The 15,612-nt window shown below is 65.1% G+C and carries 11 protein-coding genes; 6 read left to right on the top strand and 5 right to left on the bottom strand.

The genetic code is table 11. The annotated features are described in order from the left end of the window. Window positions 1-86: 86 nt before the first annotated feature. Both JKL46_RS05875 and JKL46_RS05870 read right to left on the bottom strand, forming a co-directional pair. Window positions 87-809: a DUF4142 domain-containing protein gene (locus JKL46_RS05875; protein ID WP_201830775.1), complete on the bottom strand. Its 723-nt coding sequence runs from the start codon at window positions 807-809 to the stop codon at window positions 87-89. Between the two features lie 81 nt (window positions 810-890). Next, window positions 891-1,736 (bottom strand): DMT family transporter, encoded by an 846-nt coding sequence (locus JKL46_RS05870; protein WP_201830774.1) that lies wholly within the window; start codon window positions 1,734-1,736, stop codon window positions 891-893. A gap of 216 nt (window positions 1,737-1,952) precedes the next feature. On the opposite strand from JKL46_RS05870, the gene JKL46_RS05865 reads away from it, so the two are divergent. Further along, window positions 1,953-3,059 (top strand): S1C family serine protease, encoded by a 1,107-nt coding sequence (locus tag JKL46_RS05865; protein ID WP_201830773.1) that lies wholly within the window; start codon window positions 1,953-1,955, stop codon window positions 3,057-3,059. Window positions 3,060-3,158: 99 nt separating this feature from the next. Beyond that, the gene (hpf, locus tag JKL46_RS05860; RefSeq protein WP_201830772.1) at window positions 3,159-3,593 is read left to right on the top strand and encodes a ribosome hibernation-promoting factor, HPF/YfiA family; all 435 of its coding nucleotides are present in this window, start codon (window positions 3,159-3,161) and stop codon (window positions 3,591-3,593) included. A 320-nt stretch (window positions 3,594-3,913) separates the two neighbouring features. Here the strand turns inward: hpf and clpB are convergent, their stop codons facing one another. Continuing rightward, window positions 3,914-6,532 carry an ATP-dependent chaperone ClpB gene (gene clpB / locus JKL46_RS05855; RefSeq protein WP_201830767.1) on the bottom strand — a complete coding sequence of 873 codons (2,619 nt, stop codon included), beginning with the start codon at window positions 6,530-6,532 and terminating at the stop codon, window positions 3,914-3,916. Between the two features lie 179 nt (window positions 6,533-6,711). Here clpB and JKL46_RS05850 point away from each other — a divergent pair, with 179 nt between their 5' ends. The 4 genes from JKL46_RS05850 to JKL46_RS05835 all read left to right on the top strand — a co-directional run bounded on the left by JKL46_RS05850 (window position 6,712) and on the right by JKL46_RS05835 (window position 9,614). Next, window positions 6,712-7,041 carry a hypothetical protein gene (locus JKL46_RS05850; protein ID WP_201830765.1) on the top strand — a complete coding sequence of 110 codons (330 nt, stop codon included), beginning with the start codon at window positions 6,712-6,714 and terminating at the stop codon, window positions 7,039-7,041. A 6-nt stretch (window positions 7,042-7,047) separates the two neighbouring features. Further along, complete coding sequence (locus JKL46_RS05845) at window positions 7,048-7,332, top strand: hypothetical protein (RefSeq protein ID WP_201830764.1); 285 nt, start codon at window positions 7,048-7,050, stop codon at window positions 7,330-7,332. Between the two features lie 95 nt (window positions 7,333-7,427). Beyond that, window positions 7,428-8,759 carry an NAD(P)/FAD-dependent oxidoreductase gene (locus JKL46_RS05840; RefSeq protein ID WP_201830762.1) on the top strand — a complete coding sequence of 444 codons (1,332 nt, stop codon included), beginning with the start codon at window positions 7,428-7,430 and terminating at the stop codon, window positions 8,757-8,759. Window positions 8,760-8,831: 72 nt separating this feature from the next. Beyond that, window positions 8,832-9,614: an MOSC domain-containing protein gene (locus tag JKL46_RS05835; protein ID WP_201830760.1), complete on the top strand. Its 783-nt coding sequence runs from the start codon at window positions 8,832-8,834 to the stop codon at window positions 9,612-9,614. A gap of 118 nt (window positions 9,615-9,732) precedes the next feature. On the opposite strand, the gene JKL46_RS36245 is transcribed toward JKL46_RS05835, so the two are convergent. Next, window positions 9,733-14,310: a beta strand repeat-containing protein gene (locus tag JKL46_RS36245; RefSeq protein WP_201830758.1), complete on the bottom strand. Its 4,578-nt coding sequence runs from the start codon at window positions 14,308-14,310 to the stop codon at window positions 9,733-9,735. 140 nt (window positions 14,311-14,450) lie between these two features. Continuing rightward, window positions 14,451-15,524 carry a DUF4167 domain-containing protein gene (locus JKL46_RS05825; protein ID WP_246529171.1) on the bottom strand — a complete coding sequence of 358 codons (1,074 nt, stop codon included), beginning with the start codon at window positions 15,522-15,524 and terminating at the stop codon, window positions 14,451-14,453. Window positions 15,525-15,612 lie beyond the last annotated feature (88 nt).

Here is a 15,612-nt window from a genome sequence, read left to right as displayed (position 1 = left end):
GTTCCTCTTCATGATCGGGCGGACCTCAGTCCGCATTTCCAGGGAGCAACGTCCTCTCGAGGACGGACGTTCCGGCTCTGCCTTTCCTACTTGCCGAGTTCCTTCTGCAGATCCTGCAGCAGAACCAGGTGTTCCTTGATCTGTCCCTGCGCGAGCTTGGCCACGTTGGTCATTTCACGATTGCCCGCGCTTTGCGACAAATGGCTTTCCTGCAGCTTCAGCAATTGCTGATGTCCCTCGATCTGCAGGGCAACGTAATCCTTGTCGAAGTCAGCACCGGGCTGGGCCTTCGACAGGCGCTCCATCGTCTGCGCATCCTTTTGCGGCAGTTCCGGCGCGGTTGCCGCGGATTGCCGCGCGCCTTGCGTGGTGGAGGCGGTCGCGTTCGGGTCGGCGAAGGAATGCATGATGTCGGTGAGCAGGTTCTGTTCGCCGATCTCGAACTCCGCGAACTGTTTCACACGCGGATTCTGAGCCTTGCTATGGGCGAAATTCGATTGCTGCAGCGAGACGGTGCTGAGCGCCAGCATCTGCTGAATGTATTGCTGGTCCGCCTGCGATTGCTGCTGGCCCATGGCGGCCGGTGCGCTCGCCTGTCCTTGACGCATCGGGGTCCGGGTATCTTGCGGCGCGCCGCCCTGCTGCGTGCGCTGCTGGCGCTCCTGCGCGTTCTGTCCGAGAGCGGGGTTGGGCTGCGTCTCGGCCGGCTGCGGCGTGACAGGCTGAGCAATGGAGGGGTTCTGCTGCTGAGCGAGGACGGGCAGGCTGAGAGCGGTCATGAGGCCGGCGATCACGAGGCGGCGTGACATTCCTTGATTCTCCTGCAAGCGAGGTGTGAGAGCGAACGCTTGCGGGAGGGTTTGGTTCGGAAAGGACTGGGTTTGCCGGCCCTATCCCGCCTTCACGAGTCCCAGGCCGGCCACGATCATGAGGGATGCCGCCCACCGGGCAACACCGAAGCGTTCTTTTAGGACAACCATGGCGATCAGCGCGGCAAACAGAACGGAAGTCTCGCGGACGGCGCCGACCAGCCCGATAGGAGCCTTCGTCATGGCCCAGAGGGCGGTTCCGTAGGAGATGTTGGCGATGGCCCCGGCTGCGATGCTCTTGCCCCACAAGGATGCCGGCGCGCCGAGCAAGGCTGATCTCTGGTGGAAGACCATCCCCAGCCCCATGAGCGCGCCCGTGATGGCCATCATCGTAAGCAGGTATCCGGCAGAGTTGCCCGACAGGCGCGCGCCCAACCCGTCGACGAGCGTGTAGCTCACCACGATGGCGGCGGTCACGGCGGCGATCAGCAGAGAGCGGCCGTTCAATCCGCCACGACGGATCGCATCGACGCCCAATCCGAGGATCCCGCCGCACAACACGCCGATTCCCAACCACGTTGAAGAATTGAGTGTTTCACCGAGGAGAAGCATCGCAAGGATCGTCGTGAACAAAGGCGCGCTGCCCCTCACGAGAGGGTAGATGGCGGAGTAATCCGCGTAGCGGTAGGCGAGGCCGATCAGGATGAAATAGGCCACATGAATCAGGGCCGATGCCAGGACATAGATGGAACTCGCCGCGTCGGGCAGGCCTGTGACAAGCAGAGCCGGAACCGCGGAAAGAGCCGATCCCACGGCAATCAGGTTGGCTTGAACCATCGGGTCGCCCTTGCCGGATTTGGCGGCGGCATTCCAGCTGGCATGCAGAAACGCGGCGACAAGGATGATGGCGAAAACATCGAGCGACATTGTCGGGCAGATCGTGAGAAGATAGGGACCTGACGGATGTTATTTCAGGGCGATCGCGGAGGGAAGTTCGAACAGGTCGTTCGTGCGAGAGGATCGCTGGCTATCGACAGCCTCTCACGATCCCGATGCGCCCCCTGCCGCGCTTTGCGAATTTGAGGTGAACTTCGCCCAAGCTTATCGGTTGTGAGTCAGATCTTTCGTCCATGGGGAGAAACAATGCAGGATCGGGCGACACGAATCGTCATGCTGGTGGTGGCCGCGCTGCTCGCGATCCTCGTGCTTCAACCTTACGTGAACACCTGGCTCTTCTCAGCGCGCGAGCCGCGGCCGGTGGCGGCGCGGGGCGATCTCGCGGAATTCGAGCGCTCGACGATCCAGGTCTTCGAGAATGCCGCGCCCTCCGTCGTGCAGGTGGTGGCGCTGCAGGGAGGCCGCGGTCGTGCGGGCGGCGAGCCGGCCGGGTCCGGCACAGGCTTCATCTGGGACAAGGCGGGCCATGTGGTCACGAACGATCACGTGGTCGCGAACGGCTCCTCCTTCGTGGTGCGTCTGGCCTCGGGCGAGGTGCTGCCGGCGGAGGTCGTGGGTCAGGCGCCGAACTACGATCTCGCCGTGCTGCGGGTCCAGCGTCAGGGCGGCCTGCCTGCGCCGGTATCCGTGGGAAGCTCGGCCGATCTCAAAGTCGGCCAGACCGCCTATGCCATCGGCAATCCGTTCGGGCTCGACCAGTCGCTCACCACAGGCATCATCAGCGCTCTCAAGCGCCGCCTGCCGACGAGCGGCGGGCGCGAGGTGGCCGATGTGATCCAGACGGATGCCGCGATCAATCCCGGCAATTCCGGCGGCCCGCTGCTCGATTCCGCCGGGCGCCTGATCGGCGTCAATACGGCGATCTTCTCGCCCTCGGGCACCAATGCGGGCATCGGCTTCGCCATTCCCGTCGATGTGGTCAACAGAGTCGTGCCGGAACTGATCAGCAAAGGTCGGGTGCCGACGCCGGGAATCGGGATCGTCGCCGGCGATGAGACGCTTGCGGCCCAGCTTGGCGTGAACGGGGTGATCGTCGCCGGCGTGGTGCCGGGCTCCCCCGCCGAGCAGGCGGGCCTGCGCGGCGTCGACGCGCGGGCCGGTGTCATCGGCGACATCATCGTGGGCGCCGAGGACGAGCCTGTGCGGCGCCTGTCCGATCTCACGGACAAGCTGGAAAAGGTCCGCGTCGGCGACAAGGTGAAGCTTACCATCCTGCGCAACGACAGGTCCCAGACCCTGGAAGTGACCGTCACCGATGTGGGGGAGCAGGTTCCGCGCAACCGCAGACCATGAATAAAAATAACGTTCTCGACGGTCGTTTTGTTTCAGATCGGCCGAAACTTTCCCGTTGCCCCGCCGTTAGCCATCGAACCTTCACACAAGGAGGAGCGAATGAGTCTCGAAGGCGCCGAAAACATTCTGGTGCAAAGCTCAACAGTCGATCTAGGTGAAAATTTTCCCGAATTTGCTAGAACCAACATCCGTCGCGTCGCCGAAAAATACTTTGGGCGGCTGAGTTCCGCGTCCGTGCACATCACCCGCGACGGGATCACCTACCGGTGCACGGTCAATATCCAGATGGGCTCGCTCAAGACGATGAGCGGCGAGGCCAAGGACAAGGACCTCTACACCGCCTTCCGGGCCGCCCTGCAGAAGTCGGCCAAGCAGCTTCGCCGCTCCAAGCGCGAACTGCGCGAGGACAAGGCTGAACGTGTCGACAAGGACATGCTCCTGCGCGAGGGCAATACGGCGCCACGCCGTGAGCCGCAGGACGAAGAGGTTCAGGCAGCCAACGACGAGAGCGACTACCGCGCAGCTGCCGAGTAATCCGTACAATCTGTTCAGCGTTGCCGGAAAGGGTCGAAGACCCGGGAAGGCAGCGTGTGCCGATTCACTTCGACGTCATGGCCGGGCTTGTCCCGGCTACCCACGTCTTTAACTGGCTTCAAGACGTGGGTGCCCGCAACAAGTGCGGGCATGACGTTCGGAATGTATCCCCGGCGCACGCAGTGCGGAAAGGGGATCTGTTCATACGCTCAGCGCTTTGGATTCCCTTCCCCTCCGCTGCGCGTCGGCCGGGAATGACATGCCGTCATGAAAATGGCCGGGTTTTCACCCGGCCGTTCTCGTTTTCAACTCGCCGTGACTCAGTTCAGCCGCACGCCTTCCGGCGGGCGTTCGCTGCCGACGGTGACGTCGCCGATCATCAGGCCCATGGGGCCCGCATGCACCGGCACGGTCTCGCCATCCCTGATCTCGCCGGCGAGAATCAGCTCCGCCAGCGGATCCTGCACGTGCTTCTGGATCACGCGCTTCAGGGGCCGCGCGCCATAAGCGGGATCGTAGCCCTTGTCGGCGAGCCAGTTGCGGGCTCCCTCGTCGAGCTGCAGCACGATCTTGCGATCCTCCAGCAGCTTCTGCAGGCGGCGCATCTGGATGTCGACGATGGCGCCCATCTCGGACCGCTTCAGCCGGTGGAACAGGATGATCTCGTCCACGCGGTTGAGGAACTCGGGCCGGAAATGCGAGCGCACCACGCCCATGACCTCGTCGCGCACCGCATCCGTGTCCTGGCCCTCGGGCTGGTTCACCAGATATTCGGCGCCGAGATTCGAGGTCATGATGATGAGCGTGTTGCGGAAGTCCACGGTGCGCCCCTGGCCGTCCGTGAGGCGTCCGTCGTCGAGCACCTGCAGGAGGACGTTGAACACGTCCGGATGCGCCTTCTCGATCTCGTCGAACAGAACCACCTGATAGGGCCTGCGGCGGACGGCTTCCGTCAACGCGCCGCCCTCCTCGTAGCCGACATAGCCGGGAGGCGCGCCGATGAGCCGGGCGACCGAGTGCTTCTCCATGTATTCCGACATGTCGATGCGGATCAAAGCCGTCTCGTCGTCGAACAGGAAGCTCGCGAGCGCCTTCGTCAGCTCGGTCTTGCCGACGCCTGTCGGGCCGAGGAACATGAACGAGCCGATGGGCCGGTTCGGATCCTGCAGACCGGCGCGGGCACGGCGCACCGCGGTCGAGACGGCGGTGACGGCCTCGGCCTGTCCGACGACGCGCTTTGCGAGATCCTGCTCCATGTGCAGCAGCTTCTCGCGCTCGCCCTCGAGCATCTTGTCGACGGGCACGCCGGTCCAGCGCGAGACGACGCCGGCCACGTGGTCGGGCGTCACCGCCTCTTCCATCAGCCCGCCGCCATCGGCCCGCGACTCCAGCTCCTCGACCTGCTTCTCGAGCCCGGGAATGACGCCGTAGGAGAGTTCACCCGCCTTCGCCCAGTCGCCCGCGCGCTGCGCGGCAGCGAGCTGGTTGCGGGCCTCGTCGAGCTTCTTCTTGAGATCGGCAGCGGTGCCGAGCTTGTCCTTCTCGGCCTTCCAGCGCGCGGTGATGGAAGCCGAGCGCTCCTCCAGATCCGCAAGCTCCTTCGAGAGGCGCTCGAGGCGGTCCTTGGACGCTGTGTCCGTTTCCTTCTTCAGCGCCTCCTGCTCGATCTTGAGACGCACGATCTCGCGGTCGATGTTGTCGAGCTCTTCCGGCTTCGAATCGACCTGCATGCGCAGGCGCGAGGAAGCCTCGTCGACGAGGTCGATCGCCTTGTCCGGCAGGAAGCGGTCGGTGATGTAGCGGTTCGAGAGAGTGGCGGCGGCAACGAGCGCGCTGTCGGTGATGCGCACGCCGTGATGCTGCTCGTACTTCTCCTTCAGGCCGCGCAGGATCGACACGGTGTCCTCCACCGTGGGCTCGCTCACGAAAACCGGCTGGAATCGGCGGGCGAGCGCCGCGTCCTTCTCCACATGCTTGCGATATTCGTCGAGGGTCGTCGCGCCGACGCAGTGCAACTCGCCGCGGGCGAGCGCGGGCTTCAAGAGGTTCGAGGCATCCATGGCGCCATCGGCCTTGCCGGCACCGACCAGCGTGTGCATCTCGTCGATGAACAGGATGATGCCGCCCTCGGCCGAGGTCACTTCGCTGAGCACGCTTTTAAGCCGCTCCTCGAACTCGCCGCGATATTTGGCACCCGCAATCAGCGCGCCCATGTCGAGCGCGAGCAGCTGCTTGTCCTTCAGGGATTCCGGCACGTCGCCGTTGACGATGCGCAGCGCAAGACCTTCGACGATGGCTGTCTTGCCGACGCCGGGCTCGCCGATCAGCACCGGGTTGTTCTTGGTGCGGCGCGAGAGAACCTGGATCGTGCGGCGGATTTCCTCGTCACGGCCGATCACCGGATCGAGCTTGCCGTCGCGCGCCGCTTCCGTCAGATCGCGCGCATATTTCTTCAACGCATCATAGGCGTTCTCAGCCGTCGCATTGTCGGCGGTGCGGCCCTTGCGAAGGGCGTTGATGGCGGTGTTGAGCCCCTGGGCCGTCACGCCGGACTGGGCCAGGATCTTGCCGGCCTCACTGTCCTTCTCGACGGCGAGCGCGAGCAGCATCCGCTCGACGGTGACGAAGGAATCGCCCGCCTTCTCGGCGGCCTTCTCGGCGGTGTCGAAGAAGCGCATCAGTTCGCGCGTCGCCTGCGGCTGCGAAGCGGAGCCCGAAACCTTGGGCTGCTTGGCGAGCCATTGCTCGACCGCCGCATGCGCGTCGCGGGAGCGGCCGCCGGCGCGGTCGATGAGGCCGGCGCACAGGCCTTCCGGATCGTCGAGCAGAACTTTTAGGACATGCCCTGGCGCGAGCTGCGGGTGGCCTTCGCGCACGGCGAGATTCTGCGCCGCCTGAACGAAGCCTCGGGCACGCTCGGTATACTTTTCAAAATTCATTCTCATCCCTCCTCAGGTCTATCCGCCCTCGATAGGCACGAACGGACCCTGCGATGTCGGACCCTCATCGAGAGGCGTCCGCTTGAGCTTGAAGATGGTGTATCCCATTCGCCACAACAAGAGGCGAGGAACCGGGTTCCCATACTCGCATTGACCAAGCAACAGTTGAGGAGATTCCCATGACGCGCGACCCGCGCTCAGAAGCTGAAAAGGCCCGCGCCGACCTTGCCCGCAATGCCGAGCTTGGCCTTGCGGTGCCGGAAAGCCCGCTGGAACAGGAGCCTTCCGTGACCCCGGAAACCTTCGGCGACACCACCGAGCTCGCCCGCAAGGAAGCACGCGACTTGGCGGCCGCCCGCAAGGCGGAGCCGCTCGAGGAGGATGACGGGGATTCCACCGGTACGGGCTCGATCCCTCTCAGCGGGAACGTTCCTGTCTACCCCGACGAACCCGAAACCAAGCAGCGGCCGGATAACGACGAAGACATCCTGTCGCGCGCAAAGGAGTGACGCACCATGGTCCTGTCGAAGATGATCTCCCGCCTCAGCCCCAAGAAGCGCAAGGCCGAACAGGCCGAGAAGGCCGAGAAGGCGCGCGAGGAGCTGAAGGCCAATGCCGAGAAGGCTCTGCGCATGAAGCAGGAGGCCGGTCCCCAGACCCATATTCCCGATCACCAGACCTCCCATGACGGCATGCATCAGGATCCGCACCAGGTCGAGCTCGACCGCAGCGGCCGCCTGAACGGCGTCACGCCCCAGCTGAAGCGCTCCAAGGTTGCCCGCTCGGGAGATGCTTCTTAAGCGTTACGACTGCGAACTTTGACTAAGCCTCGCCATTCGGCGGGGCTTTTCTTATGATGCGGAGCGTTCTTCTCAAGCGATGAAGCGGGGGCGCCATGGCAGCGGCTGCGCCAAAGGTTGTCATTGTCGGTGCAGGCTTCGGCGGCCTGACGGCCGCTCAGTTCCTGGCGAAAGCTCCCGTCGACGTGACGGTGGTCGACCGGCACAACTTCCACTCCTTCCAGCCTCTGCTCTACCAGGTCGCAACCGCGGCCTTGTCGCCGGCCGACATCGCCTGGCCGATCCGCAGCATTCTGAGGCGCCAGGCGAACGCCACCGTCCTCATGGCCGACGTGACGGGCATCGATCCGGCGCTGCGCCTCGTCCAGGCCGGGGACGTCACACTTTCCTATGACATCCTCGTCCTCGCGACAGGGGCCACGCATTCCTATTTCGGCCATCCGGAATGGGCCTCGGCAGCTCCGGGCCTCAAGCAGATCGAGGATGCGACCAGGATCCGCCGCAAGGTCCTGCTGGCCTTCGAGCGTGCGGAGACGACCGATGACGGGGAGGAGCAGCGGCGGCTTCTCACCTTCGTGGTGGTGGGTGGCGGCCCGACCGGCGTCGAGATGGCCGGAGCCATCGCGGAGGTGGCGCACCATGCCCTTCCCGCCGAGTTCCGGCGCATCGACCCGCATGCCGCCCGCGTCATTCTCATCGAGGCTGGGCCGCGCATTCTGCCGACCTTTCCGGAGGACCTCGCGGCCTATGCGCAAAAGGCGCTGGAGCGGATGGGCGTCGAGGTTTTGACCTCGGCCCGGGTGACGAATTGCGACGAGCGCGGCGTCGACCTCGAAGGCACGCGGATCGAGACCGGCACCATCGTATGGGCAGCAGGCGTGGTCGCCTCGCCGGCCGGCGAATGGCTCGACGTCGAGCGCGACCGGGCCGGACGGGTGAAGGTGGGTCCGGATCTCACGATCCCCGGCCACCCGGAGATTTTCGTGATCGGCGACACCGCAGCGGCGGTGGATGGGGAAGGAAAGGCCGTTCCGGGCATTGCGCCTGCCGCCAAGCAGATGGGGCGCTATGTGGCCGAGGTGATCGCGGCGAGAGCCTCGAACCGGCCGGCGCCCGGGCCGTTCCGCTATCGCCATCAGGGCGATCTCGCCACCATCGGCCGCAAGGCTGCGGTGGTGAAACTCGGCAAGCTTCATCTGACGGGCTTCATCGGATGGATGTTCTGGGGCATCGCGCATGTCTACTTCCTGATCGGCCTGCGCAACCGGGCCGTGGTCGCCTTCAGCTGGCTGTGGAACTACCTGACCTATCAGCGCGGCGCCCGCCTCATCGTCGACAGCGCGGCCAATGCCGAGAACATGCAGCGACGGGATTCCCCGGTCGCATTAAAGGGGCAGCCCAGCCGTGACCAGCTCCCTTCCGCATGATCGGATGAGTGGGGCGGCGATGCCGGCGCGGAGCTCTTGCCCCGCTCTCTCTCGCCCTCTATCGCTTAAGCCATGAGCATTCGCATCGCTTCCCTCCAGCGCTACCCGGTCAAGGGCCTCTCGCCCGAGCCGCTGTCTTCCGTCGCCCTCGCCAAGGGCGATTACTTTCCCGGCGACCGGCTCTTCGCCATCGAGAACGGCCCGGCCGGGTTCGATCCGGAGAACCCGCAGCATCAGCCCAAGATCAAGTTCCTGATGCTGATGCGCAACGAGAGCCTGGCGCGGCTCAAGACCCGGTACATCGATTCGATCACCACGCTCTTCATCGAGCAGGGCGGACGCGAGGTGGCGCGCGGCGATCTCTCGACGCGGGAAGGGCAGCTTGCCATCGAGGCCTATTTCCGCCGCTTCATGCCGAAGGAACTGCGCGGCCCGCCGAAGGTGCTCGCAGCGCCCGACGGCTTCCGCTTCACCGATTCACGACGCGGCTTCGTCTCGCTCATCAATCTTGCGAGCGTGCGCGAGCTGGAGAACGTGGTCGGCGCGCCCGTCGATCCGTTGCGCTTTCGCGGCAACATCCACATCGAGAGGCTGGCGCCGTGGGCCGAGTTCGACCTCGTCGGCAAGGTGCTCACCGCGCCGTCCGGCCTGCGCCTGAAAGTGACCAAGCGCATCGAGCGCTGCGCAGCGACGAATGTGGACCCGGACACCGGCATCCGCGACCTGGAGATCCCGAAAAGCCTGATGCGATCTTACGGCCATTTCGACTGCGGCATCTATGCCGAGGTGCTCGACGGTGGAACGCTCGAGTCCGGCGACAGCTTCGAGCGCGAGCAGGCGACGCTGGCGCTCTAGAGCATCGGACCCAAAAGTGGACCCACTTTTGGGATCCACTCCGATGCTCCACTCTAAAGAGAGCGCATCGTGCAGAAAACCGGGTCCACTTTTCTGCACGATGCGCGAGCGTATTGCGCTAGAGAATGATGTTCCCGCCCGCGAGGCTGTTCCAGATAACGTCTGCTCCAACCGTAATGGCGAAGCTGGGGGAGACAACGGGGCCCGGGGCTCCGGCGAATCCGTAGAGAATGCCGCTTGTCGTGTCGTAATAGAGAGTGCCGGCATTCTGCTGACCGGGCGCGGCCGTCCCGGTTACGATCGTAGAGAAGCTGTTGTTCTGTCCTCCCGTGATCGGATCGATGGGAGACAGATCGATCACGTCGAGGGTCGAACCGTCGACGCCCCCGGCCAGGGAATGGTCGAAATCGGAAAGCACGTCGCTTGAATTCGGGTTCGCGTTCAGATCCGCGAGGCTGCTGAAGACGAAGGTGTCGCGGCCGCCGCCGCCGCTGAGCGTGTCCGCTCCGCCAAGGCCGCTGAGGATGTTGGCCGACGCATTGCCAATGATGCGGTTGCCGGCGCCGTTTCCCGTTCCGTTGATGGAGGCAGACCCGGTGAGCTCGAGATGCTCGAAATTGACCTGCAAGGTATAGCTGAAGTCCGCCCGGACCGTATCCGTTCCTTCGCCGGGAATCTCGGTCAGCGTATCCCCGCCATCGATGATGTAGACGTCATCGCCGAGACCCCCTCTCAATTGGTCGCTGCCCCCGCCGCCGTCGAGGGTGTCGTTCCCGCCTTTGCCCTCGAGGAGGTTGGTGGCGGCATTGCCGGTCAGAACGTTGTCGAGGCCGTTGCCGGTGCCGTTAGAACCCGAATCGTCGATGAGCGTCAGGTTCTCGACATGATCCGGAAGCGTGAAATTCAGCGCTCTCGAAAGAACAAGGTCCGTGCCCTCGCCCTCGAATTCCTCCACCTTGTCGTTCTCCAGATCGACCACATAGGTATCGTCGCCGGAGCCGCCGATGAGGCTGTCCTGGCCCGAAAATGCTTTTCCAAAGCCTCCCGCGAGATAATCGTCGCCGTCGCCGCCATAGAGGGTATCATTCCCCTGTCCGCCAGTGAGGGTGTTGTCGAGGCCGTTGCCGGTGCCCTCCAATCCGTCGTTGCTCTGGACGGTCAACTCTTCCACATGGTCCGGAAGGGCATAACTGACATAGGCCAGAATCCGGTCGTGCCCTTCGCCCTCCGCTTCGATCACCACATCGCCGGCATCGAGCACGATATACTCGTCGTTCCCGAGCCCGCCACGCAGCGTGTCGTTGCCTTGCATGCCATTGAGATAGTCGTTGCCGTTTCCGGTGGTGATGTCGTTGTCCAGATTGTTGCCCTGCGCGGTGTTGGTCGCGCCGTCATTCTCCATCACGAGCACTTCGATGCCGGCAGTGAGCACGTAGTAGGTCAGCGTCGTGCGAACCGTATCGCCCTTGTCGCCGCCCTGCTCGTCGACGATATCGCCGGCATTGTCGACGATGTAGAGGTCGTTGCCGGCCCCGCCGCGAAGTGTATCGCCGCCTCCGCCGCCGTCGAGCGTGTCGTTGCCGTCGCCGCCCTCGAGGATGTTGACCGCGGCATTGCCGATCAGATGGTTGTCGAGGCCGTTGCCAGTGCCGTTGGCGTCGGTGATGCCGACGAGCGTCAGGTTCTCGACATGGTCCCGAAGCGTATAATTCGCAGCAGCCGACAGGACGAGATCGATCCCTTCGCCATCCTCTTCGACGATCTCATCGGTCTCCACGTCGACCACATAGGTATCGTTCCCGATGCCGCCGACGAGACTGTCTTTGCCGAAGCCGCCATTGAGGATGTCGCTGCCTGCACCGCCGTGGAGGGTGTCGTCGTCATCGCCGCCGTCGAGCTCGTTGGCGAGGTCGTTTCCGGTGATGGTGTTGGCGAGGCCGTTGCCGGTGCCTCTCAGCGCCGTGCCGAGCAGCACCAGATCCTCGACATCCGTGTGGAGCGTATAATCGACCCAAGCCCGGACCGTATCGTTTCCGCCAGCGTCGCCCACGAAGTCATCGACATGGTCGACGATATAGATGTCGTCGCCGAGACCGCCTATCAGCAGGTCGCTACCGCCGCCGCCATCGAGAGTGTCGTTGCCGCCGCCGCCGTCGAGAGTGTCATTGCCGTCGCCGCCGTCGAGACTGTCATTGCCGCCACCGCTGTCGAGGAGGTCATTGCCATCACCGCCGTCGAGGAGGTCGTTGCCGCCATTGACGGTATCGTTGCCGCCGCCGCCGACGAGGGTGTCGTTGCCATCACCGCCGATGAGGGTGTCGTTGCCGTTGCCGCCGACGAGGGTGTCGTTGCCGCCGCTGACGCTGTCGTGGCCGACGCCGCCGATGAGGGCGTCGTCGCCGTCGCCGCCGAAGAGATTGTCATTATCGCCGCCGCCGTCGAGGCTGTCGTCGCCTTCGCGTCCCTCAAGGTTGTCGTTGCCTCTGCCGCCCAGGAGGGTATCGTTGCCGCTGTCGATGCCACCCCAGAGCCTGTCGTTGCCGTCGCCGCCGACCAGGATGTCGTTGCCGTTGCCGCCGTCGAGGATGTCGTCGCCCTCGCCGCCGTCGAGGCTGTCGCTGCCGTCCTCGCCGCTGAGCTGGTTGGCGAGCGCGTTGCCGGTGATCCCGTTGGCGAGATCGTTGCCGCTGCCGGAGAGCGCCGTCCCGAGAAGCACGAGATTCTCGAGGCCGGCTCCTAGCATGTAGCTGAGCGCGGTGCGAACCGTGTCGGTCCCGCCCCCGGTTTCGACAACCCAGTCGTCGAAATTCTCGACCTCATACGTGTCGTCGCCCGCGCCGCCCTCGAGGGTGTCGCTCCCCGCTCCGCCGAAAAGAGTATCGTCGCCGTCGCCGCCTGCGAGGCTGTCGCTGCCGGCACCGCCGTCGAGGCTGTCGTTGCCGCTGCCGCCGATGAGGATATCGTGGCCCTCGCTGCCGGTGAGGGTATCGTCGCCCCCGCCGCCGACGAGGCTGTCATTGTCGTCGTCGCCATTGAGGCTGTCGTTGCCCACGCCGCCATCGAGGGTGTCGTTGCCCTCTCCACCCGTGAGAGAGTTCGCGAGCGCGCTGCCGACGATGGTGTTGGCGATGGCGTTGCCGGTTCCGACGACGGCGCTGCCGACGAGGACGAGCCGTTCGACGTTGTCGCCGAGCACGTAGTCGACCGAGGCCTGGACGCTGTCATAGCCGCCGTCGAACGCCTCCAGAATCTCGTCGCTCGCATCGTCGACGAGATAGAGGTCGTTACCTGCGCCGCCCTGAAGCACATCCGCGCCAGTGCCGCCGTCGAGGGTGTCGTTTCCGGCCTCGCCCTTGAGATTATTGGCGAGATCGTTGCCGGTGATCGTGTTGTCGAGGGAATTGCCGGTGCCGGAGAGCGCAGCACCCGTCAGCACCAGCCGCTCGAGATGCGCGCCGAGCGTATGATCGACCCGCGACCACACCGTGTCGGTGCCGCCGCCTGCGGCTTCCACGATGCTGTCGCCGGCCTGATCGACGAGATAGGTGTCGTTGCCTGCACCGCCGTCGAGCGTATCGGCGCCCGCTCCGCCATCGAGGGTGTTGTTGCCGGAGGTTCCGGTGATGCTGTTGGCAAGCTCGTTGCCGGTGCCGAAAAGCGCGGCGCCGGTGAGCACCAGGCGCTCCACATGAGCGCCGAGCGTATGATCGATCTCCGACCACACCGTATCGGTGCCGGAGCCGGCGGCCTCGCTCACCACGTCGCCGGCCTGGTCGACGAAGTACACGTCGTCGCCCTGGCCGCCGGCCATGGTGTCGGCCCCCGCCGCGCCGTCGAGCCGGTCGTTGCCCGCGCCGCCTTCGAGAGCATCGTTGTCCGCTCCGCCGTCGAGGTCATCCTCGCCGTCGCCGCCCCGGAGCAGATCGGCGCCGGCCCCGCCGAGGATCACGTCGCCGCCGGCGCCGCCGTCGAGGGTGTCGTTGCCGGCAGCGCCGTCGAGCTGGTTGGCGAGCGCATTGCCCGTGATCGCGTTGGCGAGCTCGTTGCCGGTGCCGGACAGGGCGCCGCCGGTGAGAAGCAGGTTCTCCACATGCGCACTCAAGCTGTAGCTCACCGAGGCCTGGACGGTGTCGAGACCCTCGTTCGCCTTCTCGGTCACCCGGTCGCCGGCATGGTCGACGATGTAGGTGTCGTTGCCCTTTCCGCCGGCGAGCCTGTCGGCGCCGCCCTTGCCGTCGAGGATGTTGTGGCCGGCATTGCCGGTGATCGTGTTGGCGAGGCTATTGCCGGTGCCCTTCAGGGCCTTGCTGCCGGTGAGCGTCAGGTTCTCGACCTGCGAACCGAGAGTCCAGTTCACCGAAGCCTTGACGAGATCGGTGCCGCCTTTGGCCTTCTCGGTGACCCGGTCGCCGGTGTTGTCGACGATATAGGTGTCGTTGCCGGCCCCGCCGGTCATGCGGTCGCGCCCTTTTCGTCCGTCGAGCAGATCGTTGCCGCCGAGCCCCGAGAGCGCGTCGTTGCCGGAGGTGCCGAAGAGCCGGTCGGCTCTCGGCGTGCCGGAGACGGTGCGGGAATTCGGCGCGGCGAGAGCGGCCGAGATATCGGACAGGCGCTCGTCCAGAGCGCTCGGATCGATGAGCGGCGCTTTCTTCTTCACCGGAGCAGGGGGAAGGACGATCCAGCGCGATTGGGCCATGGCGAAATTCCGTTCAGGAAGAAAGCTTGGCCGCTAACCTATGTTAAACGTTATTACGAATCAATTCGCTATGGACGATCCCGAGGGCAACAAAAAAGGGAGAGCCAGGCTCTCCCTTTCGATCTCGTATGCCGCGGGTCTTACTCGGCGGCGGGGGTCTCGACCGCGTCGGGGTTGAAGCCACCGTTCTCCGCATTGGCCGCGTCGATCATCTCCTGACGGGTGCGACGGCGGCGGCGCGGACGAGGGGCTGCCTCGTCATTGGCCGCTTCCTGCACCATCGGCGCCGGCGCCGGTGCCTCTTCCGCAGCGGGAGCCGGAGGCGCGGAGCGGACGGGGTTGGTCAGGAAAGCGGGCAGGGTGCCCTGCTCTGGAGCCTCGGATTCGTCGCGGCGGCGGTCGCGCTGGAAGCGCTCGCGGCGCTCGGGACGGTCGCCACGCTCGAAGCGGTCGCTCCGCTCCTGACGCTCCGGACGATCGCTTCGCTCCTGACGCTCCGGGCGGTCGCTCCGCTCCTGGCGCTCCGGACGGTCGCCCCGGTCCTGCCGATCATTGCGGTCCTGACGCTCGTTGCGGTCTGGACGATCCTGGCGCTCGAAACGGGCCGGGCGCTCGCTGCGCTCGCCGTTCTCGGAGCGTGCCTCGAAGGGCTGGTCGTCACGCTGAAAGTCCTGACGGGGGCCACGGTCGCGCTGGAAGCGCTCGCGCCGGTCGCCGCGATCCTGGCGGTCGTTCCGATCCTGCCGGTCCTGCCGATCGCCCCGGTCCTGGCGGTCCTGACGGTCGAAGCGGGAAGGGCGCTCGCCACGGTTCTCGTAAGGCTGCGGCTGGGAGCCGAAATCGGCCTCGTCGCCATTGCCGAAATCCTGGGCGTTGCCGCCCTGGCGCTCGAAGCCTTGCCGGTCGCCCTGGCCGAAACCTTCCTCGTCGCCGCCTTCCTCGTCGAAGGAACGCTGCTGATAGCCGTACTGCTCGCGCAGCTGCTCCTGGGCGGCAGCGATGATGCGGTAATAATGCTCGGCGTGCTGGAAATAGTTCTCGGCCGCCACCGGGTCGCCGCTCGACAGCGCATCGCGGGCGAGCTGGCTGTATTTCTCGGCGATATGCTGAGCCGTGCCGCGGATCTTCACGTCCGGTCCGTTCGACTCGTAGCTCTTGGTCAGGGGATTGGGCCCCTTGTTGTTGTTGCGGTTGTTGTTGTTACGACCGCGCATACGCCTGTTTTGTCCTGGTCTCATTTTCGCTCTACGAGCCTCGCTGGTTCTTTAAAGCCCACGCGATATGCAAGCCAATATTCACCGA

It is taken from the genome of Microvirga zambiensis WSM3693 (genome assembly GCF_016735695.1).
GTDB classification, from domain to species: domain Bacteria; phylum Pseudomonadota; class Alphaproteobacteria; order Rhizobiales; family Beijerinckiaceae; genus Microvirga; species Microvirga zambiensis.
Note: the sequence above shows the minus strand (reverse complement) of the source record. Positions and strands in the feature narration are given on the sequence as shown.